Here is a 25,199-nt window from a genome sequence, read left to right on the forward strand (position 1 = left end):
AAAAGTATCTATAGTTGTTGGAGGAGATTAGCTTGAATTTAAAGATTGAAGAAAATGCAGTACAATGGTTTAAGGAAGTGGCTGAATTGAAAAAAGGCGAAACTGTCCGTTTAATGATCAGCTATGAAGAAGAAGCAATAAACAGATCCTATTACCCCGGTTTTTCGTTAAAATTTCTTGTAGAAGTGCCCAACCTTCTTGTTACACATTTTAAGAAAGACGGCATCCTTTTTATATTGAGATTTCCGATGATGCCATTTTTCAAGAAAAATCATTAGATATTAAATATGACCCTATACATGACGATATATTTTTTGAAATGCAAGATATGAAATGATTGTCGTTTTTTCTAAAAAAGGAAGCGGCATACAAAAAAAGTGCCTGTTCTATAAGTTTCTTAAAAAGCTTATAGAATAGACACTTTTTGCAAAGAGTTAACTCTAGGAAGAGTATATTTATTTATGCTGACAACAAATCTGTTTATCTCTATCAATGTCCCTCACAACCGCATATTCATTACCCCACTGACACATTGTGTTTAAGACTGGTACGAATGATTTGCCTAACTCCGTTAAACTGTATTCTACTTTTGGCGGCACTTCGTTAAATACCTCTCTTCGGACAAGACCATCTCTTTCCAACTGCTTTAGTTGATCTGTTAAGACTTTTTGGGTAATTCCCGGTATTAATTCATAAAATTCTTTTGTCCTGATTGATTTTTGACTCAAGAAATAAAGGATTAAACATTTCCACTTTCCACCTACAATATTCATGAAAATATTGATGCCAGTATTATGACTAACCATATCCTGTTCCTCCTAAATAGGCACCTAAAAGTGGTTATACCACATTATTGTGCGTTATTTTCTTATTAATTATTGCCTACTATACTTTTAGGTGCAACAAATAAAACCTTGGGAGTGGATATCATGAGTGTAAAAAACATTTTAGAAAAAAGACGTTCCGTTAGACATTATGACCCAAATTATAAAATTAGTTCGGAAATTCTAACATCCTTAATTGAAAGTGCAAGCAAGTCGCCTAATGGAAATAATATTCAAGCAACTCGATACTTAATCATTGAAGATCCAACTTTACGAGAATTATTATTGCCTATCGCTTTTAATCAGCAGCAAGTTGTAGAAGCTTCTACTTTAATCGTTATGCTGGGTGATTATCAAGCTTTTAATGAAGATAATATTATTACAATACATGAGCAAGAGTTTCAAGCAGGTTTTTTTGATGAATCATTAAAAGATTTTCTAACGAATGCTGCAATCAATTACTATGCAGCTAAATCAAAGGATGATTTAAAGCTTGAATTAACTAGAGACGTCAGTCTCGCTTCCATGTCATTAATTTTATTAGCAAATGAAGCAGGTTTTGAAACAATCACTATGTCCGGTTATGATTCTAACCAACTAAGAGCGGCCTTAAATATTTCGGAAAGGTATTTAGACGTTATGCTTATCGCTATTGGGAAAGGGATTAAAGCTGGTCATCAAACGGTAAGACATGATGTGGATAAAGTGATTTATAAAGATAAGATATAAGTTGATTAAAAGTTTATAAGCACTGCAACTCTCAGGCTGTCAACAAACTTACCTTGAATCAGCCTGAAAAGTTTGCAGATTTAACTTGATCTGTACTTAAAAGGAAAGGATTTTTCTGTTTAAATGAAATGGAACTAAAATTCCAAAGAAAGAGCCTAACCAGCTTTCGTTGTTATATATTTTAATTTAAGTTTAAAGGAACTTTAAATACTACACCATCTAATGTTATTACTAAAGTATTTTTGTTATTTTTAATTTCTTTTTCACTGAAAGAAAAAACTAGATTCCCTTCTATCTTTCCTTTATTAGAATGATTAAAATTTATTATATTCTGCTTTTTATGGTACTCAACATCTGAAGGCAATGCCTCATATGGAGTTATATCACTATCTGTTTCGCTTTCAATAACAAAGTTAGTATGGTCTACTTTATTAGACCCTGTATTCATAGATATATCTACTAATATAGCTTTATGTCCTTCATCAAAGGTTAAATCCATATTCTCTCCATTTTCCACCAACAATAATTTGTTATATATCTTTGTTCCTTTTACTGTCAATGCATTTTCTTCATACTTTAATTTCTCATTTACCTTTCCACTAACAGTTTCATCACCACACCCTGCTAATACAATTGTAAATAATAATACCATTAAAAGCCCTGCAATTTTTTTCATTGAACTCTCCTTTATTATTGTATTTTATTTTAAAGTTACCAAAAAAACTACTATATGGATATATAGGAATATTTAGTAACCTTATATTCTTCATTTTTTATCATACCTTTTCATTTGATAATATTCACCATAATAATTAACGCTTGATTTTATTTTTAAGGCGTTTTTAATCGTAAAAGGATCATTGTAAGGAAAATCGGCTTTTTCGATTGAATTAGCTCCTTTAACATTAAAAATACTTGCGTTTTGCAAATAATAAAATATAATAATATTAAATTAACAGTATTTGGAGTAAGGAAAGTGATTATCATGATTATTAATAACTCCGGGAATTTATCGGTTGAATATTTTCATTCTTACTTTCAATTAATCATGAATACATTTGAAATGGAAATTGAAGAAGTAAAATATTATATCATAACTCAATTCTTCCAAGGAGAATTATGTTCTAGGGGAGAAAAAACAAAACGTAATTTTCAGGTTGCCTACAAACAATTGGTAAATAATAAGTAAAGTATGAAATGAGGTTATTAAAATGGAGAATCTACGAGAAATTTTACAGAAAACAATGAGAGGATTTGGATTGCTAGATAAAAACTGCTGTTCTATAGGAACTACTGAAATATCCCTTGTTCAGAGTCACATCTTATACGAAATTGATAAAAGGCATCACCCCTCCATGCAGGAAGTATCAGAAATATTAGGCATTGATCTTACAACTTTCAGCAGACAAATTCAAACCTTAATTAAATTGGAATTGGTGGAGAAAAGACAGTCCCTTCAAGACAAGAGGGTTTATGAACTCCATTTAACCACTCAAGGGAGAATAATCGCTGCATCAATTGATTCGCAAATGAACCAGTACCTAGATGAAGTATTTTCCTACATGACTGATTTTGAAAAAGAAACGGTTATTCGTTCCTTAATCTTACTTAATAAATCCATGGCTAAAAGTAAAATGTGCTGTAAACCTGTTCAATAAACAAGTATCTACTTGCTTTTCAAATAAACATAAACTTGCATTTTGCAACTAAATAAAGGAGGACTTACAATGTGGTTCGAAGTTTTCAAGAGTTTTCTATGGATTGCAAAGAATTAACCGCTTTATTTATCGGGATTTCATTTATTATTAACATCATTCAAGCATTTGTTCCTTATGAAAAAATGGAACTACTTATGGAGAAGAGTCATTCAATCATTAGTGCATTAATTGCTGTATTTTTCGCATTTGTCACTCCATTTTGTTCATGCTCCACGATACCTGTTGTCGTAAATCTATTAAACAATCGAATTCGGTTTGGCGTTGTGATGATCTTTCTTTTTTCATCGCCTGTCTTAGATCCAACGATTTTAACAATTATGACTGCAATGCTTGGGTGGAAAGTAGCTCTTTATTACACTCTGATCACAACCATACTTTCCATCATTATTGGATTCACTCTTGAAAAGCATGGTTTTGAAAAAGAAGTAAAAAACGTATTAGTCAAAAATTTTGTACCAGAAACAAAAGGATTTAATTTAAAAAACGCCTTTTCAGAAACCATAATACTCATAAAAACGGTGTATCCATATCTCCTAATAGGAGCTGCCATTGGATCTATTATCCACGGAGCTGTTCCAACTGAATTTATTGCTCAATATTTCGGAGGAGATAATTGGTGGCTTGTTCCTATTGCAGCTATTGTAGGAATCCCCCTATATATCCGATTATCAACGATGATTCCAATCTCCCAGATTATGATAGCAAAAGGAATGGCGTTAGCTCCAGTTATGGCACTTATGATTAGTTCTGCTGGGGCCAGTCTGCCAGAAGTAACCTTGCTCAACAGCATTTTTAAAAAGAAATTAGTCTTTGCCTTTATTCTTTCCGTTATCAGTATGTCGACGATTTCAGGATTCTTATTTTACTTTATCTAGGAGGGATATCATTGAGTTTATTTCAAAAATTATTCAAAACAAACAAGAAAAATGATTGCTACAATATTATTGTTGAAGAAGTTGATAAAAAAGAAGATGAATCTTGCTCCCAAAAAGTAGAAAAACTTAAAGAAAAGGAAGATGACGATGAACGTTCAAATTGATTTATTAACGAAGGATCATTGGGAACAAATAGAAACAATCTATCGTCTTGGGATTGAAACAGGAAACTCCACATTCGAGACCACTACACCTGGCTGGGAAAGTTGGAAAAACAATCGTGATCTATCTTGTAGCCTTGTTCTAATGAAAACCCATCCACTTCAAACCATTGGTTGGGCTTCTATAAGCAAGGTATCAAGCCGATGTGTCTATAAGGGAGTTGGAGACGTCAGCATTTATCTTCACCCCGATTATCATGGGAAAGGGTTAGGGAAAAAACTGTTAGAAACTTTAATTGATCACTCTGAGAAAAAAGGATACTGGACCTTACAGTCTGGGATATTTCCTGAAAACAAAGCGAGTATTCATACTCACAAAAGTTGTGGTTTTCGGGAAGTTGGCATAAGAGAAAAGATAGGAAAACATAAAGGTATTTGGAGAGATGTTTTATTCATGGAGAGAAGAAGTCAAAAATTTTAAAAGTCCTTTTCATTTAGACGTTTCTATTTTTAGTTTTTATATTTATTCTATAAAAAAAGAGGTCGCAATTAAAAGACCTCTTTTTTAACAACAAACTCATTGAATGTTCTCTTTATCGAAGTTTAAATCGTTAAGCTTGATTTCTAACCGATAGAAATTTGCAACTCTTCATTTAGTATCTACTCACCAGTTTTCGCGAAACGTTCAATTCTGTCGCCAATTTCATCACGAACACGTTGGAAGAAAGCCCATTTTTCTTCTTCTGTCCCTGTAGCTTTTGCAGGATCATCAAAGCCCCAGTGTACACGTTTGATATGCGTGGGAGTTACAGGACAATTGTCTGCTGCGTGACCGCAAAGTGTTACAATTAAATCAGCATTATTTAATATTTCTGGATCAATCACATCAGATGTTTGATTCGAAATATCGATTCCTGCTTCTTTCATTGCTTTTACTGCATTTGGGTTTAGTCCATGTGCTTCAAGTCCTGCACTTTTCACTTCCCACTTCCCACCTAAGTATTTTTTTGCCCAGCCTTCTGCCATTTGGCTTCTGCAAGAGTTGCCTGTACATAAGAAATAGATTATTTTTTTAGTCATGTTGTATTTCTCCTTTAATAATTAATGAATAGTGATCAACCATATATATAAACCAACTAAAGTAATAAACAATACTGGAATGGTTAGAATGATTCCTGTTTTAAAATAAGTTCCCCAGGATATCTTAACCCCTTTTTGCGATAAGACATGCAACCATAATAAGGTTGCAAGGGAACCGATTGGCGTGATTTTAGGACCTAAATCTGAGCCGATGACATTAGCATAAATGAGCGCTTCTCTTATTGGACCACTTGTCGTTGTATCTGCAATAGCTAGTGCGTCAATCATAACAGTAGGCATGTTATTCATAATGGATGAAAGAATAGCAGCTATGAATCCCATTCCTATCGTTGCAGCAAATAAGCCTTGATCGGCGGTCATTTGAATAAGATCAGCTAATATATTTGTTAATCCTTCATTTCTTAATCCATAAACTACCACATACATTCCAATTGAAAAAAAGACAATTGCCCAAGGTGCACCTTTAATGATAGCTCGAGTATGAACAGCTGGGCTTCTTCTAGCCATAGCAAGGAAAAAAATAGCGACAACACCCGCGATAATAGAAACAGGAATTCCAGTTAATTCACTTGCGAAATATCCAATTAAAAGGATTCCTAGCACAAGCCAAGATAATCGAAACATTTTTTTATCTTGAATCGCTTCGACTGGCTGCTGAAGTTGAGACAGATCATAATTTTTCGGTATGCTTTTACGGAAAAAGAGATATAAAACCAAAATGCTTGCAATCAAGGAAAAGAGGTTTGGAATAATCATTCTTGAAGCAAACTCAGTAAATTTAATCCAAAAAAAGTCCGCTGAAACAATATTAACTAAATTACTAACAACTAACGGAAGAGATGTCGTATCCGCAATAAAACCGCTCGCAATAATAAAAGGAAATACCATCTTTTCATTAAACTTTAAATTTCGGACCATTGCCAAAACAATAGGAGTTAAAATTAGAGCTGCACCATCGTTTGCGAAAAAGGCAGCTACCAGTGCTCCAAGAATCGCCGCGTAGACAAACATTCGAACCCCGTTTCCCCGTGCAGCTCTCGCCATATGTAAGGCTGACCACTCAAAGAAACCAATTTCATCTAAGATAAGAGAAATAATAATAATTGCTATAAAAGCTAATGTAGCGTTCCATACGATAGAAGTAACGGCTATTACATCTTTAAAATCTACTACTCCTATGATTAATGCAAGAATGGCTCCCCCGCAGGCTGACCAGCCGATTGATAACCCTTTTGGCTGCCATATAACTAAAATAAGTGTTACTAAAAAAATCACTAATGCTAAAACTACCGAAGTCAATGTACTAGCCTCCTATTTACTCACACGATATACGTAATCCTTGTTCTTCTAATTCTTGTAGTTTGAAATCTTGATTTGGCAGTTGTTGAAGCAAGTTTTGAACAAATGGATAATACTCACTTTCTTTGTTCAATGAATAGATAATCCATTGCCCTCTTCTCGTTTCTCTTACAATTCCAACATCTTTTAATTTGCGTACGTGTTGACTAATAGCAGGCTGACTCGTTTTAAATATTTCCACAAATTCGCAAACACAACAGTCATGCAACTCTAAAATCTTCACCATTGTTAAACGGGTTTTATCCCCTAATAGCTTTAAGATTGTCGCAGCTTTTTCGATTTCAACAGTTGATACTTTCAAAACAACACCTCCCAATACCCAAATAAATATCATTACATAATAATGTGCTTATATAATAAACTTAAATTACCGTTTATTTTCTAGAACTCCTCCTTATGATTATTTTATTATATAAAAACTTACTTATATATTAATTTGATTATATAGTAATTACAATGGATTTTTTGATAAGTTATTGTAAATTAAAAATCGATAATAAACCTTTAGTTTATTACCTATCTGAAAAGTAGCTTCTCATAGTAAATAGATGGTTAAATGTAACCTAAACATAATCACCCTTCAATATACAGAAAACATTAATAGTTGATTACTACGAAGGAAGAACTTATATAGTTAGGCAGTTTTTGCTCGATATATGTTGAACAAAAACTGCCTAATTTCTTTTGTATTCATTTATTTTTCAAATATTTCTCTTAAAATTGGATCTTCATCAAGCAGCTTCTTCGCTATATCACGGTATGATTTTTCATGAAGATATGTATAGCGGTTAGGCTTTATTTCAGGAGATAAGTCAATGGCCTGCTTATATTCTTCTTTATCTAAACCTAATTTTTTTACATAATCGAAAAAGCCGGTTCTTTGAAAAACCTTTCCCACCCTTTCATATCGATGCTCCTGTACTAGAGCCATTAAATAGGTGGAAATCCCTACTTGTACACCATGCATTTGTGGTTTTTTTGAAATCTTGTCTAATGCATGAGAAATAAGATGCTCTGATCCACTAATCGGTGCGCTCGTCCCGCTAATTTCGGTCGCAATTCCTCCCATTGTCATAGAGCTTACTAATTCTTTTAGAAATATAGGTTGTTCCACATCTGACATTGGGGTTCGTACAAAGCTGTTTACTCCTTTTTTACTAAGCATGGCCGCAAATGCATCTACATTAGCAACTCCGTGTTTTTCTTCAAAGCTCCAGTCATATAATGCTGTAATATTGGACATTAAATCCCCAACTCCAGCAAGAATTAAATGTTTTGTAGCTGTTCGAATAATGTCTAAATCTACTATAATGCCGAAAGGAATTTTCGTAGGAACTGTTGTTTTTTTATTATTTACTTGCAGGGAACAACTGCTGCTTGCAAAGCCATCATTAGAAGCAGATGTTGGGATGCTAATGAACGGTATCTTTCTAGTAAATGCAATATATTTTCCAAAATCAATAATCGCTCCTCCCCCCAAGGCAAGGATTGCATCATAGTTGCTCATTTTAAACGCTATCGAAATAAGCTCATGAATATCCATTTTAGCAGGAAGAACTTCCGTTTCAATTTTGACTGTAATAAAAGATTCTAAAATGCCTGGTGCAAAATGTTTGTTCGTATAATCATCTAAAAAAAGAATAATTTTCATAAACTCGTATTTCTTTAAATGAACTTCTAATTCCTGAATAACTCCTTCACCAATTTCTAATATCGCAGGTGCATTAAAACTTCTTCCTTGATTCATCATTTCAAAATCAAACCTTTATCTACTAGATATTTTTCTATTTCCATAAAGTCCTCAAAAGCAATAAATGGCACCCCTTTTTCTTTCAGTAAATCTTTTAAAAAATCCTTTGCAAATGTTAAATCTGCAAAAACAGCTGGGTGTGAATCAGGCTCACTGTCTCCTGCGTAATAAACCAAATTATATTCTTCCTTTAGTTTTTTGATGACTATCGCTTTATCTATGCCATAGCGTTCAGAATACTTCCAGTCATTAACATCAACATTCAGATGAATATTTCTTTCACGAAATACGCCTTCGTTTGAGAATATTTTTACATTTTCAATCTTGTACTTATTAATAAGATGCTTGATATAATAATCCGTACCGGCACTTAAAATATAAAAATCTCCGCCATTTTTTTGTACAAGCTTAATAAATTCTGGCACATATTCATCAATTGGAATACCGTGAACATCTTTAATAATTTGTTCTTCGTCTTGGTGAATCGCTTTAAATACAGTCCGCAAAAAATCAATATCTTTCACCTTCCCTTTTTTCCATTCTTTATAAACATCATTCCCTTCTGGATAATATTGCTCAATAACAAGCCAATAAAAGTCTTTTTTTGAAATAGTTCCGTCAAAATCAGATACAAATGCCCAACGTTTCATTAACTATATCCCCCATTCTTTTTCATATAAGATATTTCATAACTCTTAAAAAATAATGACAGCAAAGAGAAAATACATCCACCTCAAAGCCTTAAAAAAAGAAAATATAATGTTTTTATTATACTGCTTTTTAATATTACTACTAAAAAACTCATAAAATTTTTATATAAATTTCACAAAAATTGCCCCCCTATTAGGAGAGGCAATTTAGTCTTAAATTTCAATAATAATCGGCAAAATCATTGGTTTTCTCTTCGTTTGTGTGAATAAATATTGTCCTACTGATTTTTTAATATTTTGTTTTATTGCTTTCCATTGTCGGATATTCTCGGATTGCAAGTCATTAACCGTTCTTGTCACAAGATGGTTCACTTCGCTTAGAAGATCATCTGCATTTCTGGCATATACAAACCCACGAGTGATGGTGTCAGGTCCTGAAATGATCTTTCTTTCTTCTTTACTAATAGTTATCACAATCACTAACATTCCATCTTCCGAAAGCTGTTTTCGATCTCTTAAGACAATATCCCCAACATCACCAACCCCGATTCCATCAATATATGTATCTCCTGATGGAATCTTCCTTGTTTGACGGGCAATTTTGTTTTCAATATCAACGACATCCCCATTTTTGATAATAAAGGTGTTTCCTTCCTTTACTCCTACAGATTCAGCCAGCTGCCGGTGATGATAAAGCATTCTAAACTCACCATGAATGGGAATAAAATACGTTGGCTTCATTAAAGTAATCATGAGCTTAAGATCTTCCTGGTAGCCATGCCCAGTAACATGCATGCCTGTTGTACTGCCGGATCCATAAATAACATTGGCGCCAAGCTGAAATAAGTTGTCGATTATTCGAGAAACATCCCGTTCATTTCCGGGTATTGGAGATGCAGCTAAAATAACCGTGTCGCCAGGATAAATAGAAATATCCCGATAGTTTCCAGTTGATAGTCGGGCAAGAGCAGCATTTGGTTCTCCCTGACTTCCTGTACACAGGATAACTACTTTTTCAGAGGGGAGTTTATCTACTTCATTTGCCTCAATCAGCATCCCATCAGGAATGGATAAGTAGCCACGCTCCATTGCTACAGACACAATATTAACCATACTTCGTCCAAGCAGCGCAAGCTTTCGATTCGTTTTGATGGCAGCTTGAACTACTTGCTGAACACGGTTCACATTGGAAGCAAAAGTAGAAACAAAAATTTTCCCGGCTGCTTTCGTAAAAGCTTCATACATATGGCCTTCTACCATTTTTTCCGATGGAGTTAAGCCAGTTCGTTCTGCATTTGTACTTTCAGATATTAGAAGCAAAACACCTTGTTTGCCAATCTCGGCCATTTTATGAATATCAGCATATTGATTATTCATTGGGGTTAAATCAAATTTAAAATCACCTGTATGAACAACATTTCCTTCTGGAGTATGAAAAACCATGCCTAGACAATCAGGAATACTATGGCTAGTTTTAAAAAAGGATGCTTTTATTTTTCCAAAATCAAGTTCTGAATTCGAATCAATCTGAACTAGCTTCGCATCTCTTTTTAGCCTATGTTCGTCTAATTTTAATTCAATTACCCCTAATGTAAAGCGTGTAGCATAAACAGGTATATTTAGTTTTCTTAATAAGTAGGGAATTCCGCCAATATGATCTTCATGACCATGTGTAACAAGCAATGCCCGAATATTATCCTTATTTTCTTCTAAGTAACTAATATCAGGGATAATTAAATCAATGCCTAATAAACTCTCATCGGGAAATTTTCCTCCACAGTCAATAATGACAATATCGTCTTCATATTGAATAACATACATGTTTTTTCCAATTTCATTTATGCCACCTAAAGCAAATATCGATAATTTTTCTGTAGTCATGATTTTTTCCTCCCAATTCCTCGATATTATTAGTATCCCCCATTTGATATTCTTTATTTGTCGATTCCATCTACTAGACACTAAAAATACACGATTTTTTTACTGTGTTTAAACAATATACAGGGCTTTTTATATTATCAATTCATTATTTTTATCATTTTATGACCAAATATTTCTATCTAAGGGGATATAAAGAAATTTTTTTATGATAAAAGTACCGATTTATACTAAAGCCCATCCCCTTCTATTGTCAGTAACATTTAACATTATTTTACATCTAAAAAATATAAAAAATTAAGAAATAGTTACTTTCATTCCATATGAATGAAAAAAATGATGTATTTATCTGTCCCGCTACTCTATTCCTTTTTGAAATAAAAAATAGAGATAGAACGTGAAAAAGTTAATATTCATAGGCTTTGAACATGTATATTATGCATGGATTTCTTATTCATAAAAGACTAATAGATAGTGATTAGAGAAAAAATAATACATTCTCTCATAAAAGAAAAGAATCGAAAAAGATGATAAAAATTTTGTGTTCTGCTTGCTTTAAAATCAGGAAAAATTGTTAGTTTTATCCTAGTTATTTTTTACCAAGCAATAAATACGTTTTGAAATTTGTTACATTTGGTCGAATTGACCACACCTCCTTATCAGAGTAATCTTGTGTTGAAACTAAATCTTGTTATTCTATTTAGAAATTTCTCTCAACTACATAGATGCTTAAATTATAGAAATTCATATATAAACTTGCACATTGTGCATATACTTTATGAACTTTATTAGTTTAGCAATACAAAAATATCTAAATAAATAATAGAGAGGCAGTTTCTTGGTCTAAAAAGTGAGAAAACAATATGATATATCAATCTAACTTTTTAGATACATAGGTTAAAAGAAGAGGGGAAGTTTATGAAAATTAAAAACATTGCCAAAAGAGCAACAGTACTAACCTTAACGACAGCATTACTTGCGGGAGGAGGATCGCTAGCTTCTGCAAAAGGAAAAGACAGTATGGATTACATAAAAGATTATGGCTTTTCCCACATTACACGTTATGATGCGTTGCAAATTCCTCTGCAACAAACAGACGAGCAATTTAAGGTGCCTCAATTCGATGCATCCTCTATTAAAAACATTAAATCTGCAAAAGGTTATGATGAGTTTGGAAACCTTATTAATTTGGATGTTTGGGATTCATGGCCGCTGCAAAACGCAGATGGAACAGTAGCAAATTACAAAGGCTATGAAATCGTATTTGGTTTAGCTGGAGACCCAAAAAGACCATGGGACACATTTATTTACTTGTTCTATAAAAAAGTAGGCGAAGATTCTATTGACAGTTGGAAATGTGCTGGAAGAGTATTTAAGGACAGTGATAAATATAATACAAATGATCCTATTCTACACACTCAAGCAGAAGAATGGTCTGGATCTGCGACTTTAACTTCTAATGGAAAAATTCGCTTATTCTATACAAATCGCCAATACTGGGATGAATCAAAAGGAATGTTTGGTAAACAAACATTAACAACAGCTCAAGTTAATGTATCTCAACCAAACAATAGTACACTTAAAGTAGATGGCGTGAATGATTTTAAATCAATCTTTGATGGAGACGGTAAGAATTATCAAACTGTTGACCAAGCATTTGGTAACAGAAACTTTGATGATAACCACACATTAAGAGATCCTCATTATGTAGAAGATGAACAAGGACATAAATACCTTGTATTTGAGGCAAATACAGGAACAGAAACTGGCTATCAAGGAAAAGAATCTTTCTATAATAGAGCTTTCTATGGCGGAAATAATAAATTCTTCAACAAATCTTTCGATGGCGGAAATAATAAATTATTGGAAAAAGCTTTCTATGCTGCGAACAACAAATTCTTCCAACGAGAAAAAGCTAGATTGCTTCAAAGTCCGAGTAAATATTACTCTTCTTTAGCAAATGGTGCACTTGGTATCATTGAATTAAATGATAACTATACGTTGAAAAAAGTGATGAAGCCATTAATTGCATCCAATACAGTAACAGATGAAATTGAAAGAGCTAACTTATTTGAAATGAATGGAAAATGGTATTTGTTTACTAGTTCAAGAGGATCTAAAATGTTCATTGACGGAATTGATAAAGAAGACATTTACATGTTAGGATATGTAGCAGATTCAATCACTGGACCATTCAAACCATTAAACGGAACAGGACTTGTATTGCATCAAGATCTTAACCCATATGACATTACTTGGACTTACGCTCACTTTGCAATACCACAAGTTAAAGGTAATAAAGTGGTAGTCTCAAGCTACATGACAAACAGAGGTTACTTTGAAGATCATAAATCTACTTTTGCACCAAGTTTCTTAATGAAAATTAAAGGTTCAAAAACTTCTGTCGTAAAAGACAGCATCCTTGAACAAGGTCAATTAACAACTGAAAATACTAGATAACAAAGAGTTTTCGCTTACTTCATATAAGCAAAAATAGTGTATTAACATATTATAGGATACTAAAAGTATCCTATAATATCTAAAAAAGAAAATGCCAAATTATATCGGCATTTTCTTTTTTTCAGATATGTCACATAATCACACCTACAACTAAGCAATAAACAGAATTTATAAACTCAAGAATCATCACTTTAATCGGGCCACTTTTGTATAAAAGATCCCTCAATTAATCCACAAACTATCAATGCTATTCATCCAACAAGAGGGTATATTTTGAAAAATGAGGTGCTCATAACGCTTTATTGGTTAGATCTTAAGATGATAGTAGAAGATAACAATACAACCCTTATATTCCCTGCCAATTTTCAGCAATTTTTCAATAGTAGGATAAACCCGATTTTTTTATAAATAGCGTAGAATTTCTACTAATTTTTCATTCAGTGTTCTAGCTGAAATTTTCATTATGTATATATACATGGTAGAATAGATGTGTACGTGGTTTACAATGTTTGACAAAATCTTACTTAGAGGTGAAACAAATGTCTGTTAATGCTTATATTAATTTTAATGGGAACTGTCGAGAAGCAGTAGAGTTTTACGCAGAGGTTTTTGGAACAGAAATGACACAAATTATGACCTTTGGAGAAACACCACCTCATCCAGACTACCCTCTACCAGATGAAGCAAAAAATTTAGTCATGCACACAATGCTTATCATTGATGGAAGCCCTGTTATGTTTTCAGATGTCTTCCCTGGAATGCCTTTTATTGAAGGAAACAACATCACCCTTGCAGTTGTAAATAGTAATATGGAAGAAATGATCTCTCTTTTTAATAAACTAAAAGAAGGCGGCACGGTAGGCATGGACCTTCAAGAAACATTTTGGAGTAAACTTTACGGACAAGTAACAGATAAGTTCGGAATTCATTGGCAATTCAACCATGATAGTGGAGAAATGAACATGTAATTCTCTTAATATAAAGGGATATGGAACTCTCTTCTGAAGAAGGATTCTATATCCTTTTTTTGATTTCTAATACTATTTACAACAAATGAAGAAATACATATAAAACAACCTATATTTAGATAAATGATATGGAACGAATGGCACTAAATTTTCGTCTAACGTAAAAAGGGGCGATGTTTATGAAAAAATGGAGTCTATTTATTTTACTTATCATCATTTTAACAGGTTGTAGATCAACACCATTTGATGGTCATTCCGAAATCGAAATCGATTGGGTTGATTTTATTAAATGGGATGGAAAAACATATGATGGAGTATATACTGGCGTTTTAGCTGATAAAAAGTTAATTGGTAAAAAAATCGGAACTGTTAAATTTAAAGTCGCTGATAATGTCACAAACCCTCATTACAAAATAAAAGACGGAGATGCGGCATTTTACGAAAAAGGTACGACTATCTTTTCTTTAAAGGGTCACTCAAATTTAATTGCCGTTGAATCTCTAAATACAATAAACGGCTATCAAGTTTACTATTCAACTGAAGATAGTAAATATAAATGGCATTATAAAGATATGCCCACCGAAAAAGTAACTAAAGTGGAAATTTATCAAATGAATACGCCAGACGGTACAAAACTTGTGAATAAATTGAATAGCCAAAAAGAAATCAATACCTTCCTAAAAATATTAAAGCATAGTAAAAATAGCCCGAATTTTCAACCTGATACGTCGGAGAAAGACCCCACTTATTATGAAATGATTTTTTATATGGATGAACCAATTGCATATCATTTCAACCTACAATTTGACGGAAAAACATACTTTTGGCATCCCTGGGACACATCCATTTTATCAAAAGACATCAGTTTGTTTATCCGAGCTAATTAATACATTATTACTTGACGTTAAATGGTCCTATGACAACGATGTAATATAAGCTACAGTACCCAATTTAACAATAAAGACTGAAATACTTGTACTTCAATTACTTCTTTGTCTAAGGCTGTTTGCTCAAAGTTTGTTGTTTTTCAAGTAAAAAAAGTGGGAGAAGAAATACTCAGCAGACTGAATACACGTAGACTCCTGTGGGAATGCGAGAAAGACGAGACCCCACAGGAGCGTATGCGACGAGGAGGCTCGACGCTCGCCCACGGAAAGCGAAGTGTATTCAGTCTGCGAGTTTAAAAGCATCAATCTATACGAAAACAGCCTTTCATAATAAAAAAGTGTTATGTACCCTTTCTAACTTACTTGGATACATAACGTCCTATTTGATTCTTTGCTATTTTGATTATCATTTCGGTCAATGTTTGCTCACTTATATTGGATATATTGTCGCCATAACGAAAATCATCCATCCATTCAGTTATCTTATACCACTCTATTAGATCCTCAGGATATTCCAAACTCCTCACTACGCTATATATCTCATTGGCAACTTCAACCATGTTATTACCGCCAGCCAATATCATTTCCGATAAGTGGACAATAAAGCTTCTTGCACATTCCTCATATGACGGTTTATAAATATTCAGTTCCTTCACTGATCTTTTAAAATAATCCTCTACCTCAAATAAATTCAGAGGCTCTTGCAAGGAACTTAAAATAAGGAGAGAGTCACTCGAATAACCGCTTTTCAACATAGCAATTGTCCAATCTATATAATCGATAGCCTCTACTTTGTTTTCGTACATTTTATAATAAAGTATGAAAGTATTTATACAATCCTCACTCCTTGTCATTTCCCCTTAACGATCTATGTTTTTAAAATAACGATAGATTTTATCCAATTTTTCCGCTTGTTTTCCTTTTGGACTTTCCATATTGCCAAATTCAAAAAATTTCACTTTTTTGATGCCTACAAAATTAAAAAGGGCTTTTTTCATTAACATTTTATGCGCATTATTTAAGAAAAACAATGGATAATGTGTTGGCCCCTTCATGGCGGAAATACACACGACAGACTTTCCTTTCAAGAGTCCCTCTGGTAAAAGTCCCCCTTTATCGTTATAGGCAAAGCCAGAAGCAAATAGTTGATCAATATATCCTAAGAGCATGGCAGGAGGTCTTCCCCACCAGATCGGATAGATCAAAACAATCTTGTCGGCCCAACTAATTTGTTTTCTATATTTTTCTAAGTTCGGGTCACTATGCATATCACGTCTTCGTTTTGTCTCATTAAATACAAGCCTCGGATCAAACCCTTCTTCATACAAATCTAATACCTGAACTTCTTTAATATTGGAGTTCTCACTACTTCCTTTGATAACTTTTTGCAAAAATGCATAACTTAAACTCTTGTGATTAGGATGTGTATAAATAACAAGCATGTTCATATCGCCATTCCCCTTTAATTATCATTTGATAACTAAATAATAATCCTATCTCTTTTAATTGTCAAATGATAATTGTTTTTTGATAATTATTTTGCTATCTTGTTAATACGAGGTGATAATTTTGGACAAGAAAGATTTTTTTCAGAAATTTATCGTGTTTACAACTTCTGTTCATCAAGTGACACATGAATTAACAAAAAACGCTAAACTGGATACCGTTACTCCGGTTCAATTTAATATTCTTAAATATATATATGTAAATCAGCCCGTTACCATTAGTGAAATTAGTGATTGTCAGCACATGTCCATGCCGAATACAAGTCGTGAGCTGAAAAAATTAAGCGAAAAAAAATTAATTGAAAAATTGGAAGATATGGAGGATCGAAGAAAACAATTTATCCGTCTTTCAAATAATGGGAAAACAATGATGAACGAAGCCTTTAAATATGTAGAAACGGGTTTCCTAAATCGAATACAAGATGCTTCAAAAGAAGAATTAGAGGAGATGGACCGAGCCTTAGAAATACTGCACAAAAAACTATTTTATTAAGCTGATTAATACATCTTGTCATGGACAGAAACGATTATTTCTATCCATGACAAGATTCTCTTTGATCATCACTCTATCGAATGACAAAACCAATCAAACTATGCAATAAACTTAGTAAGCCAAGCAATGTATTCAGCTCCTGGAATCAACAAAAGTTGAGCAAGCAGCGTTCCTGCTACGCGAGAAGTAATCATCATGATCGACATACTTTTTAATTGAAGGTAGCTTCCCTTTTGATTAATGACACCATCAGCAAGGATAGATATTTTCGGATCAATAAAAATAGTAAGTAAAATAGTGGCTATTCCATTAATAAGTCCTGATGCCATTATTGCTGTTGAGTCTCTTTCAGGAGCCAATAACGACGCATATAAAGCAGCAATCACTCCAATGGTATAGACTGCTGTTACGACCATATTAATAAGAAATAATTTAACTGGGATATTTTTCAACTGAATATCCTTTATATAAGAAAGCCTTGGTAGGTGTATATGTTTTAAGCCCCGCTTAATGAATTCTAAAGTAAAACCTTTTTTCAATAAGGAAGGAACAGAACCTTCCCCTTCCGACAAATGAATGATGGCTCTAGAAAAAAGAGCAATAAAAGTAGGAAGCAAGAGAATTCCTAAAATTGTGCCTAATGATGCAGCACCAATAATAACTCTAAATTGATTTTCTACAAATTCCAGCTTATGTTCTTTAGGAGCATTGTCTATTAAACTCCCTGTAAAAGGCTGCTGCATCATATTCGAAAAACGAGAAAATACAACCATTACGTTAAATAAAGATAAAGCAGAGGCTAATAGTTTTACCCTTGCACCAGATAATCGAACTGCATACGCAAGTGTTTCGATTGAATGAATGATCAAAATAAATAAAGAGATGAACAATAGTTTTTCAGTGATAAATTCCAAAATAGTTACCTGCTTTTTTATTTTTGGCTGTTTTCTCAAAGTTTGTTGTTTTTTACATAAAAAAATGGGAAAAGCAGTACTCAGCAGACTGAATACACGTAGACTCCTGTAGGAATGCGGGAAAGACGAGACTTAAGCAGAGCGTATGCGACGAGGAGACTCGACGCTCGCTAAACAGACGAAGTGTATTCAGGCTGCGCGTTTAAAAGCAACAATCTATACGAAAACAGCTTTATTTTTTATATTACCATATTTATACTATTTATTGTTATTTCATTAATCTGACACTCCCACCGCTAAAGCAATGGGGTTCTGAAAAACTCTTGCTTCTCTTCATTCATACATGTACAAGTACATTCACACACTCCACACTCTTACAAGTAGACGGCTTGGGAATGAAGCACTGACATTAATAAACATTATGTTTAAAAGGTTTATTCAGAACTTTCACAGCCAAAGCAACCTCTGTTGCCATTTGCGACTGCATCTATGGTCCTCACAGACTCGGTAGGTCACACCGCCATTATATTTTAAACTGCTGCAGCAGTTTTTTTGTTTTTTAATCGAATACCTGAATTTAACACCAACATACCTTGTTTCTCTATTCTTTCTATTTCTTTATCATGTAAAGATCGAAACAGCTCAAACGTCTCTTTGCAACGTTTTCTATTAGTTTTTGTTCCTGTCTGATTGGAATTCATCAACAGAAACGCCGAATATAAATCTCGCTGAATGCTTGTCCCATTATCAAAGATGTGCCACCTTTCTTTCAATTCTTTTTTCGTATAATCATTTGTCTTATGATTATACTGACTAGCTTTGAATGTTCTTGTATTCACTTTCTTAAACATTCCGCCTTGAGCTTTTACTTTATGTTCAAGTATGCTTATAAACATCGCAGGAGCTCGATGTCCAATGCTATTCCCAAAACGCTTTTTACGTTTATATTTTCCTGTTTTTTCATTGATTTCTGTTTTCTTAGAACGCTTTTGCAAACTCTTTATGTTCATTTCTTCCCAGTAATGTTCATCTCCGAAAGAGAGCAGTCTATTAACTAATGTACGATGAGATTGTTTTCTGTTATCAGCTTGTTTACGGTATAATTCTATTATTTTGGCTTTCAACTTCAAATAACGATTGGAGTAAATCCACGTCTTTTTTCCTTTTTTAATGGTTCCGTCTTGATGATAATTTTTCGGATTTATAGCTCGTTTTGAACGATCCATTTTTCTTTGAATCAATCGAATTTTTCTTGATTGATTCATCACAATCTCAGCTAAATTCGTTAAGAGAACGTTATTCTCTCCAACGACTGCAATAGAAGAAGTTCCTAAGTCTCCGCCAACACGACCTTTTCCAATTTGATGCTTGAATGATCCATCTTTATTTCGTTTCGCTGGAGGAAATCCTTGAACAATCAATTGTGCAAAATAACGAGTTTCCCCTCGTATTACACGTTTTACAATACGAACATATTTCACTTTATGGAAAGCTTCTTTTAGCATGCCTTTTTTCGTTTTGTATTCAAATTCAACGTTGTTTTCGATGTTAGACAACGCTTCCTGCATGTACAAATCATTTTTTTTCATGATTAAATGTATATTTGTTTTTCTAAAAACAATGGCTCCATTTCGATAAAACCAGCCGATATTGTTTTTCTTCCCTTCAAAACTAAACATTTCTCCGCGTTTAATAAAGTTTACTTTCTTGGATTCACCCTTCAATTTTTTATGAAACGTATTCCAAGCACGAGTAGCTGCCTTTTGAGCAATATCTACATTTAATGTATTTCCAAAATGGCTCCGAATGGTTTTAAGATAATCGTGCATAGCATACTCCGTTAACTCCAATTGTTCTTGTATATCCAATATTTTCCTCATAATTTGCTTTTTCTCGTTTTGATAGAATTGTATGTTCTCTTTGTTTCTTTGTGTTTCATAATAGGAGAGTTTTTTAGAAACAGCATCTTCTTAATTTTTTATATTTCTTTGTCCGTTTCATTTGTTTTTCACGTTTTAATAGTTCTCCAAGACACGAATTATAAATGACGCGACTCACTTCTAAATCGCTTTCAATATCTTTTATAATAGAAGGATTTGTCCATAATTCCATCGTTATTACATAGGAAGGCGTTGTCTCCTTTGCCATTACAAAAACCCCCTTTACGAACGTTTGTTTGTATAATAATTATAACAAACAAAAAGGAACAAATGTACCTTTTAACAAAATGTTCAAAAAAAGCCCATTCCTCCACACCTGAAGGAATGGGCTTCCTTTGCCTAAAATTCTGTGATGTAAAAAATGCGCTCTTTCCAACTGTATAAAAATCAATAAGCATGTTTTGAAATCACTCAAAACATGCTCTTATTTCATTTATTTAATCATCTTTTTATTTAAGATTTTTATTCGAACGTACTGGATAGTTCTATAAGAGAGTATAACATTTGGAAAATACAGTATATTCTATTGAGGACGATAGTTATCTTTTATATAATATCTCTATCATTTTTTACCAAATTTTAATATTTTCAGGGGAGTGACAGCAGCTTTCCCAAAAACAATTTATGTTAAAGGTCCTAATTTCGTTTAAAAGTCCATCTCATCCTTTTGTCCCAGATCTGTTAATAGTATATTTACAATAGAAAATATTAATGTAATTGATTAAAATCCAACACCTTCTGCTATTCTATTCCTAATTAAAATAAATAGTAGAGTTGAAACGATAAAAGTTAATTTTAATAACTTTGGAATGTATGCTGTGCAAAGATTTTTTATAAAAAGTTAACATATAAACATTGATTAGAAAGAGTAAATATTTTCTTAAAAAAGAAAAAATAGGATTATTTTTTTGCGTCCAGCTTGTTTTAATAAAATGGAAAAAACTTATTATTTTCGTCCTGGTAATATTTTATCATATAACGATTGTATGTAGAAGTTTGTTACATTTGGTCGAATTGACTGAACTTTCTTATCAAAGTAATCTTGTGTTGAAATTAAATCTTGTTATTTTTTTTAGAATATTTTGCCCGACTTCATAGAGGCTAATCATTAATAGTTTCATATTCATATTTGTACATTGTGTATTGAATAAGTTATGAAGGTAATCGATTAAATAGCTATATATAAACAAGTTAATATTAGATTTACGTTCCATATCAAAAAAAGGTAGACAATGTTACGAAGTTACACTGTACATAATTTATTGGTTTGAACGATTGTTTTCAAATCAAAACTATGAATCATATTAATTTAGCATCCAACCTATTCTAAATAAATAACACAGAGGCAATTTCTTGGTCTAAAAAGCAGGTTAACATCGTTTTCCAACTTTTTAGATACATATATAAAAGAGAGGGAAAAAAAAGCATGAACATCAAAAAGATTGCTAAAAAAGCAACAGCAGTATCCTTTACTACAGCATTACTGTTAGGTGGTGCATCTCTAGCATCTGCAAAAGAAAGCACGAGTTTCAAAGAAGATTATGGTTTTTCCCACATTACACGTTTTGATGCGTTGAAAATTCCTGCGCAACAAACAAACGAGCAATTTAAAGTGCCTCAATTTGATGCATCGACTATTAAAAACGTTGAATCAGCAAAAGGCTTCGATGAGTTTGGAAACCTTATTAATTTAGATGTTTGGGATACTTGGCCGCTGCAAAACGCAGATGGAACAGTAGCAAACTATAATGGCTACGAAATCACATTTGGTTTAGCAGGAGATCCTAAAAGAGGATGGGACACATTTGTTTACTTGTTCTATAAAAAAATAGGCGATAATTCAATTGACGCTTGGAAATCTGCTGGTAGAGTATTTAAAGACAGCGATAAATTTAATACAAATGATCCTATTCTTCATAATCAAGCAGAAGAATGGTCTGGATCTGCAACTTTTACTTCTGATGGAAAAGTTCGCTTGTTCTATACAAATCGCTCAATCTGGGATGCATCAAAAGGATATTTTGGTAAACAAACATTAACAACAGCTCAAATCAACGTATCTCAACCAGACGGCAACACGCTTAAAGTGGATGGCGTGGAAGATTTCAAATCGATTTTTGATGGTGACGGCAAAAACTACCAAACTATGAACCAAGCTTTCGGAAATGGCAACTTTGATGACAACCATACATTAAGAGATCCTCATTATGTAGAAGACAACGGTAAAAAATACCTTGTATTTGAAGCAAACACAGGAACAGAAACTGGCTATCAAGGTGAAGAGCAGTTCAATAATAGAGCATACTATGGCGGCAGCAAAAAGTTCTTCGAAGCAGAAAGAGCTAAATTGCTTCAAAGCCCAAGCAAATATTACACTTCATTAGCAAATGGTGCACTTGGTATCGTTGAATTAAATGATGATTATTCATTGAAAAAAGTAATGAAGCCGCTTATTGCATCTAATATAGTAACAGATGAAATTGAACGTGCTAACATTTTCGAAAAAGATGGAAAATGGTACTTATTCACAGATACACGTGGATCTAAAATGTTCGTTGACGGAATTGATAAAGAAGACATCTACATGTTAGGATATGTAGCAGATTCAATCACTGGACCATACAAACCATTAAACGGAACTGGACTAGTATTGCATCAAGACTTAAATCCATATGACATCACTTGGACTTATGCTCACTTTGCAATTCCACAAGTTAAAGGTGATAATGTAGTAATCACAAGCTACATGACAAACAGAGGCTACTTTGCAGATCATAAAGCTACTTTCGCACCAAGTTTCTTAGTGAAAATCAAAGGTTCAAAAACATCTGTTGTAAAAGACAGCATTCTTGAACAAGGCCAATTAACAATTAAATAATAAAAAACCTTATAATATTAAGGAAAAGAAAATGTCGAAAGCATATCGGCATTTTCTTTTTTTAATTGGCTGTTTTCTCAAAGTTAGTTGTTTTTTACGTAAAAAAATGGGAGAAGAAGTACTCAGCAGACTGAATACACATAGACTCCTGTAGAAATGCGAGAAAGACGAGACCACACAGGAGCGTATGTCGCTAAACGGACGAAGTGTATTCGGGCTGCCTCTATTTTAAAAGTCCTATTCGTTTAAAGCAAATAGCTCTGCAGAAGCGAACTTCCGCAGAGCTATTAATCCATATTTTCTTAATTTAATCTAAAATCACTACTTTAACTGTTTGACGCCCCCATGATCTTGCTTTGCTGTTGGATGGCATTAGCACATCGATTTTGTGACCATTTATTGCTCCGCCTGTGTCTCCGGCAATGGCTTCTCCATAGCCTTCCACCCATACTTTTGTTCCTAATGGAATAACAGAAGGATCAACGGCGATTAATTTCATATTCGGATTCTTTTTAATATTAATCCCTACCGCTGTGAATTCCGAACTTACACTTTCATGACTATAGGCTGTTGCTGTCACATATATTTCTTCTCCGCTTTCATTGTCTTTTTTTGTATTGGAAACAGCTGCTGCTTTTTTTATTGTTTGCTTTTGCTGTGTAAATGTTTTTTTATTAGTCTTCGCTTCTTGCTGCTCTTTCTTTAAATCATCTTGCTGCTGATTGATTTCCAATTGAATCGCTTCTTTTTCCTTTTTAGCAAGATTTACCTCATTGGATATTGTTTTATATTTTTTTTGAACAGAAGCAAGCGCTTCTTGTTTTTGTTGCAAATTCTTTTCTAAATTTACTTGATTGGCAGCCAATGATTGAAATTGCTTTTGCAGCTCTTTCTCTTCCTCTGCAATTTCTTGCTTTTCTTTTTCCATTTCTTCTAAATCTGTTTTTTGTTGCTCTAATATCTCTTTATCCATATTATAAATAACTGTAACTGCCGTTGCTCGATCTAAAAAATCGGAAAGGTTCTTCGCATTAACAAGAACTTCAATAACTACATTCGTTTGATTATTATGCTGCAGAGAGACAAGGCGATCTTTCATGATTTTTTTTCTTGAAAGTACTTTATCTTCTAATTTCACAATGTCTTTTTTCTTCTCTTCTATCCTTTTTTGAGAATTTGCAATATCTTGTTTCAACGCAGCTATACTTTTCTTATTTTTTTCCAATTCGTTATTAAAATTTGCTAAATCTTTATGTACAGCTTCCAGTTCTTTTAATACTTTTTGTTGTTCTGCTACTTTTTCGTCCATTACACGTTGATTTTTCTTCAGTGATTCTTGATTCGTTTCTGCTTGAGCCATTATTGCTGTTGACAGGAAAAACATACTTGTCAGTGCGATGACCATCATTTTTTTTAAGGAACGCATCATAAAACCCCTTTCCCTATTGTTATACCATAAGAAAGGTGCCAATAAGTTACAATCCAATTAAACTAAAAAGTCATTTCGCTTAAAAATTCTTTACAGATGAGATACATTATCAAAAGAAAGGAATTCTTTTCTTTTTTCAGATAATTGACAACTTTTCGACAATATGTCATTTACGCTCATTTTCTATTCATTACACTATATAATGGAGACATGTTAACGTTAACTTCCATTATTATGAAAAGAGTGATGTGAATGAGTCGTTTAAATTTAATAAAAAAACATATTTTGTATTGCGGAAGCCAACATTGTGAATCAGATGCTGACAGTGTAATGGATGCTTTTAAAGAGCAATTTGTTGAACATGGCATTTATAAAGAGATTAAAATAACGAAAACAGGCTGTTTAGGAATGTGTGGAAATGGTCCCTTTGTCCTTGTTTATCCTGATGGAGTTTGGTATTACAACGTTACAGAAGATGATGTGGAGAGAATTACAGAAGAACATTTTATTAACGGTGAGCCGGTTGCGGATTTAGTGATACATACATTGGCTAAGGCTTAACCAAAATAAAGGCTGTTTTCTCAAAGTTTGTTGTTTTTTACATAATACATTTGGAAAAGTGTTTCTTAGCAGACTGAATACACGTAGACTCCTGTGGGAATGCGAGAAAGACGAGGACG

At 33.2% G+C, this 25,199-nt stretch carries 27 protein-coding genes; 13 read left to right on the top strand and 14 right to left on the bottom strand.

From position 1 onward, the window contains the following. Window positions 1-32 precede the first annotated feature (32 nt). Window positions 33-278 (top strand): HesB/YadR/YfhF family protein, encoded by a 246-nt coding sequence (locus tag ACTXGU_RS04390; RefSeq protein ID WP_443480284.1) that lies wholly within the window; start codon window positions 33-35, stop codon window positions 276-278. 177 nt (window positions 279-455) lie between these two features. On the opposite strand, the gene ACTXGU_RS04395 is transcribed toward ACTXGU_RS04390, so the two are convergent. After that, the gene (locus ACTXGU_RS04395) at window positions 456-806 is read right to left on the bottom strand and encodes a winged helix-turn-helix transcriptional regulator (protein ID WP_443480285.1); all 351 of its coding nucleotides are present in this window, start codon (window positions 804-806) and stop codon (window positions 456-458) included. A 123-nt stretch (window positions 807-929) separates the two neighbouring features. On the opposite strand from ACTXGU_RS04395, the gene ACTXGU_RS04400 reads away from it, so the two are divergent. Further along, window positions 930-1,553: a nitroreductase family protein gene (locus ACTXGU_RS04400; RefSeq protein ID WP_443480286.1), complete on the top strand. Its 624-nt coding sequence runs from the start codon at window positions 930-932 to the stop codon at window positions 1,551-1,553. Window positions 1,554-1,734: 181 nt separating this feature from the next. Here ACTXGU_RS04400 and ACTXGU_RS04405 read toward each other — a convergent pair whose 3' ends face one another. Beyond that, window positions 1,735-2,229: a hypothetical protein gene (locus tag ACTXGU_RS04405; protein ID WP_443480287.1), complete on the bottom strand. Its 495-nt coding sequence runs from the start codon at window positions 2,227-2,229 to the stop codon at window positions 1,735-1,737. Between the two features lie 309 nt (window positions 2,230-2,538). On the opposite strand from ACTXGU_RS04405, the gene ACTXGU_RS04410 reads away from it, so the two are divergent. The 5 genes from ACTXGU_RS04410 (at window position 2,539) to ACTXGU_RS04430 (ending at window position 4,788) form a co-directional block, all read left to right on the top strand. Continuing rightward, the gene (locus tag ACTXGU_RS04410) at window positions 2,539-2,742 is read left to right on the top strand and encodes a hypothetical protein (RefSeq protein ID WP_443480435.1); all 204 of its coding nucleotides are present in this window, start codon (window positions 2,539-2,541) and stop codon (window positions 2,740-2,742) included. Between the two features lie 22 nt (window positions 2,743-2,764). Continuing rightward, complete coding sequence (locus ACTXGU_RS04415; protein ID WP_443480288.1) at window positions 2,765-3,211, top strand: MarR family winged helix-turn-helix transcriptional regulator; 447 nt, start codon at window positions 2,765-2,767, stop codon at window positions 3,209-3,211. A gap of 98 nt (window positions 3,212-3,309) precedes the next feature. Next, entirely contained in the window at window positions 3,310-4,146 is an 837-nt protein-coding gene (locus ACTXGU_RS04420; RefSeq protein ID WP_443480436.1) for a permease, read from the top strand. A gap of 11 nt (window positions 4,147-4,157) precedes the next feature. Next, window positions 4,158-4,310 carry a hypothetical protein gene (locus tag ACTXGU_RS04425; protein ID WP_443480289.1) on the top strand — a complete coding sequence of 51 codons (153 nt, stop codon included), beginning with the start codon at window positions 4,158-4,160 and terminating at the stop codon, window positions 4,308-4,310. Further along, entirely contained in the window at window positions 4,294-4,788 is a 495-nt protein-coding gene (locus tag ACTXGU_RS04430; protein ID WP_443480290.1) for a GNAT family N-acetyltransferase, read from the top strand. Before ACTXGU_RS04425 ends, ACTXGU_RS04430 begins: the two co-directional genes overlap by 17 nt. 179 nt (window positions 4,789-4,967) lie before the next feature. Here the strand turns inward: ACTXGU_RS04430 and arsC are convergent, their stop codons facing one another. The 6 genes from arsC to ACTXGU_RS04460 all read right to left on the bottom strand — a co-directional run bounded on the left by arsC (window position 4,968) and on the right by ACTXGU_RS04460 (window position 11,048). Further along, on the bottom strand, window positions 4,968-5,387 hold the full coding sequence (gene arsC / locus ACTXGU_RS04435; RefSeq protein WP_443480291.1) for an arsenate reductase (thioredoxin): 420 nt from the start codon (window positions 5,385-5,387) through the stop codon (window positions 4,968-4,970). Between the two features lie 21 nt (window positions 5,388-5,408). Then, window positions 5,409-6,707 (bottom strand): arsenic transporter, encoded by a 1,299-nt coding sequence (locus ACTXGU_RS04440; RefSeq protein ID WP_443480292.1) that lies wholly within the window; start codon window positions 6,705-6,707, stop codon window positions 5,409-5,411. Between the two features lie 16 nt (window positions 6,708-6,723). Continuing rightward, on the bottom strand, window positions 6,724-7,068 hold the full coding sequence (locus ACTXGU_RS04445) for an ArsR/SmtB family transcription factor (protein WP_443480293.1): 345 nt from the start codon (window positions 7,066-7,068) through the stop codon (window positions 6,724-6,726). A gap of 393 nt (window positions 7,069-7,461) precedes the next feature. Next, window positions 7,462-8,517: an iron-containing alcohol dehydrogenase family protein gene (locus ACTXGU_RS04450; RefSeq protein ID WP_443480294.1), complete on the bottom strand. Its 1,056-nt coding sequence runs from the start codon at window positions 8,515-8,517 to the stop codon at window positions 7,462-7,464. Further along, the gene (locus ACTXGU_RS04455) at window positions 8,514-9,167 is read right to left on the bottom strand and encodes an MtnX-like HAD-IB family phosphatase (protein ID WP_443480295.1); all 654 of its coding nucleotides are present in this window, start codon (window positions 9,165-9,167) and stop codon (window positions 8,514-8,516) included. The genes ACTXGU_RS04450 and ACTXGU_RS04455 overlap by 4 nt, the downstream gene beginning before the upstream one ends. Window positions 9,168-9,380: 213 nt before the next feature. Next, window positions 9,381-11,048 (bottom strand): ribonuclease J, encoded by a 1,668-nt coding sequence (locus ACTXGU_RS04460; protein ID WP_443480296.1) that lies wholly within the window; start codon window positions 11,046-11,048, stop codon window positions 9,381-9,383. A 915-nt stretch (window positions 11,049-11,963) separates the two neighbouring features. Here ACTXGU_RS04460 and ACTXGU_RS04465 point away from each other — a divergent pair. The 3 genes from ACTXGU_RS04465 (at window position 11,964) to ACTXGU_RS04475 (ending at window position 15,360) form a co-directional block, all read left to right on the top strand. Beyond that, complete coding sequence (locus tag ACTXGU_RS04465; RefSeq protein WP_443480297.1) at window positions 11,964-13,505, top strand: glycoside hydrolase family 68 protein; 1,542 nt, start codon at window positions 11,964-11,966, stop codon at window positions 13,503-13,505. A gap of 539 nt (window positions 13,506-14,044) precedes the next feature. After that, window positions 14,045-14,473, top strand: a complete 429-nt coding sequence (locus ACTXGU_RS04470; protein ID WP_443480298.1) for a VOC family protein — start codon at window positions 14,045-14,047, stop codon at window positions 14,471-14,473. 179 nt (window positions 14,474-14,652) lie between these two features. Beyond that, complete coding sequence (locus ACTXGU_RS04475) at window positions 14,653-15,360, top strand: hypothetical protein (protein WP_443480299.1); 708 nt, start codon at window positions 14,653-14,655, stop codon at window positions 15,358-15,360. Between the two features lie 359 nt (window positions 15,361-15,719). Here ACTXGU_RS04475 and ACTXGU_RS04480 read toward each other — a convergent pair whose 3' ends face one another. After that, a complete protein-coding gene (locus ACTXGU_RS04480) occupies window positions 15,720-16,214 on the bottom strand; it encodes a hypothetical protein (RefSeq protein WP_443480300.1) in 495 nt (164 codons plus the stop codon). 6 nt (window positions 16,215-16,220) lie between these two features. Then, a complete protein-coding gene (locus ACTXGU_RS04485) occupies window positions 16,221-16,808 on the bottom strand; it encodes an NAD(P)H-dependent oxidoreductase (RefSeq protein WP_443480301.1) in 588 nt (195 codons plus the stop codon). A gap of 121 nt (window positions 16,809-16,929) precedes the next feature. On the opposite strand from ACTXGU_RS04485, the gene ACTXGU_RS04490 reads away from it, so the two are divergent. Then, window positions 16,930-17,358 (top strand): MarR family winged helix-turn-helix transcriptional regulator, encoded by a 429-nt coding sequence (locus tag ACTXGU_RS04490; RefSeq protein WP_443480302.1) that lies wholly within the window; start codon window positions 16,930-16,932, stop codon window positions 17,356-17,358. A gap of 98 nt (window positions 17,359-17,456) precedes the next feature. Here ACTXGU_RS04490 and ACTXGU_RS04495 read toward each other — a convergent pair whose 3' ends face one another. The 3 genes from ACTXGU_RS04495 to ACTXGU_RS04505 all read right to left on the bottom strand — a co-directional run bounded on the left by ACTXGU_RS04495 (window position 17,457) and on the right by ACTXGU_RS04505 (window position 20,420). Beyond that, window positions 17,457-18,272: a lipid II flippase Amj family protein gene (locus ACTXGU_RS04495; protein WP_443480303.1), complete on the bottom strand. Its 816-nt coding sequence runs from the start codon at window positions 18,270-18,272 to the stop codon at window positions 17,457-17,459. A 530-nt stretch (window positions 18,273-18,802) separates the two neighbouring features. After that, window positions 18,803-20,140, bottom strand: coding sequence for an RNA-guided endonuclease TnpB family protein (locus tag ACTXGU_RS04500; RefSeq protein WP_443480304.1), 1,338 nt, complete (start codon window positions 20,138-20,140; stop codon window positions 18,803-18,805). An 85-nt stretch (window positions 20,141-20,225) separates the two neighbouring features. Further along, window positions 20,226-20,420, bottom strand: coding sequence for a hypothetical protein (locus tag ACTXGU_RS04505; protein ID WP_443480305.1), 195 nt, complete (start codon window positions 20,418-20,420; stop codon window positions 20,226-20,228). 1,218 nt (window positions 20,421-21,638) lie between these two features. Between ACTXGU_RS04505 and ACTXGU_RS04510 the strand changes: the two genes are divergently transcribed. Beyond that, window positions 21,639-23,090 carry a glycoside hydrolase family 68 protein gene (locus ACTXGU_RS04510; RefSeq protein WP_443480306.1) on the top strand — a complete coding sequence of 484 codons (1,452 nt, stop codon included), beginning with the start codon at window positions 21,639-21,641 and terminating at the stop codon, window positions 23,088-23,090. A 307-nt stretch (window positions 23,091-23,397) separates the two neighbouring features. Here ACTXGU_RS04510 and ACTXGU_RS04515 read toward each other — a convergent pair whose 3' ends face one another. After that, window positions 23,398-24,519, bottom strand: a complete 1,122-nt coding sequence (locus ACTXGU_RS04515; protein WP_443480307.1) for a 3D domain-containing protein — start codon at window positions 24,517-24,519, stop codon at window positions 23,398-23,400. A gap of 252 nt (window positions 24,520-24,771) precedes the next feature. On the opposite strand from ACTXGU_RS04515, the gene ACTXGU_RS04520 reads away from it, so the two are divergent. Further along, window positions 24,772-25,080 (top strand): (2Fe-2S) ferredoxin domain-containing protein, encoded by a 309-nt coding sequence (locus tag ACTXGU_RS04520; RefSeq protein WP_443480308.1) that lies wholly within the window; start codon window positions 24,772-24,774, stop codon window positions 25,078-25,080. Window positions 25,081-25,199: the final 119 nt, after the last annotated feature.

The sequence above is a fragment of the Niallia sp. 01092 genome, from assembly GCF_052318935.1.
In the GTDB taxonomy this organism is placed as follows: domain Bacteria; phylum Bacillota; class Bacilli; order Bacillales; family Cytobacillaceae; genus Niallia.

Excerpts from the sequence above, each read along its gene's own strand:
- ACTXGU_RS04395 (WP_443480285.1), bottom strand. The coding sequence starts at position 806 with ATGGTTAGTCATAATACTGGCATCAATATTTTCATGAATATTGTAGGT.
- ACTXGU_RS04400 (WP_443480286.1), top strand. The coding sequence starts at position 930 with ATGAGTGTAAAAAACATTTTAGAAAAAAGACGTTCCGTTAGACATTAT.
- ACTXGU_RS04405 (WP_443480287.1), bottom strand. The coding sequence starts at position 2,229 with ATGAAAAAAATTGCAGGGCTTTTAATGGTATTATTATTTACAATTGTA.
- ACTXGU_RS04410 (WP_443480435.1), top strand. The coding sequence starts at position 2,539 with ATGATTATTAATAACTCCGGGAATTTATCGGTTGAATATTTTCATTCT.
- ACTXGU_RS04415 (WP_443480288.1), top strand. The coding sequence starts at position 2,765 with ATGGAGAATCTACGAGAAATTTTACAGAAAACAATGAGAGGATTTGGA.
- ACTXGU_RS04420 (WP_443480436.1), top strand. The coding sequence starts at position 3,310 with ATGGATTGCAAAGAATTAACCGCTTTATTTATCGGGATTTCATTTATT.
- ACTXGU_RS04430 (WP_443480290.1), top strand. The coding sequence starts at position 4,294 with ATGAACGTTCAAATTGATTTATTAACGAAGGATCATTGGGAACAAATA.
- arsC (WP_443480291.1), bottom strand. The coding sequence starts at position 5,387 with ATGACTAAAAAAATAATCTATTTCTTATGTACAGGCAACTCTTGCAGA.
- ACTXGU_RS04450 (WP_443480294.1), bottom strand. The coding sequence starts at position 8,517 with ATGATGAATCAAGGAAGAAGTTTTAATGCACCTGCGATATTAGAAATT.
- ACTXGU_RS04455 (WP_443480295.1), bottom strand. The coding sequence starts at position 9,167 with ATGAAACGTTGGGCATTTGTATCTGATTTTGACGGAACTATTTCAAAA.
- ACTXGU_RS04460 (WP_443480296.1), bottom strand. The coding sequence starts at position 11,048 with ATGACTACAGAAAAATTATCGATATTTGCTTTAGGTGGCATAAATGAA.
- ACTXGU_RS04465 (WP_443480297.1), top strand. The coding sequence starts at position 11,964 with ATGAAAATTAAAAACATTGCCAAAAGAGCAACAGTACTAACCTTAACG.
- ACTXGU_RS04470 (WP_443480298.1), top strand. The coding sequence starts at position 14,045 with ATGTCTGTTAATGCTTATATTAATTTTAATGGGAACTGTCGAGAAGCA.
- ACTXGU_RS04475 (WP_443480299.1), top strand. The coding sequence starts at position 14,653 with ATGAAAAAATGGAGTCTATTTATTTTACTTATCATCATTTTAACAGGT.
- ACTXGU_RS04480 (WP_443480300.1), bottom strand. The coding sequence starts at position 16,214 with ATGACAAGGAGTGAGGATTGTATAAATACTTTCATACTTTATTATAAA.
- ACTXGU_RS04485 (WP_443480301.1), bottom strand. The coding sequence starts at position 16,808 with ATGAACATGCTTGTTATTTATACACATCCTAATCACAAGAGTTTAAGT.
- ACTXGU_RS04505 (WP_443480305.1), bottom strand. The coding sequence starts at position 20,420 with ATGGCAAAGGAGACAACGCCTTCCTATGTAATAACGATGGAATTATGG.
- ACTXGU_RS04510 (WP_443480306.1), top strand. The coding sequence starts at position 21,639 with ATGAACATCAAAAAGATTGCTAAAAAAGCAACAGCAGTATCCTTTACT.
- ACTXGU_RS04515 (WP_443480307.1), bottom strand. The coding sequence starts at position 24,519 with ATGATGCGTTCCTTAAAAAAAATGATGGTCATCGCACTGACAAGTATG.
- ACTXGU_RS04520 (WP_443480308.1), top strand. The coding sequence starts at position 24,772 with ATGAGTCGTTTAAATTTAATAAAAAAACATATTTTGTATTGCGGAAGC.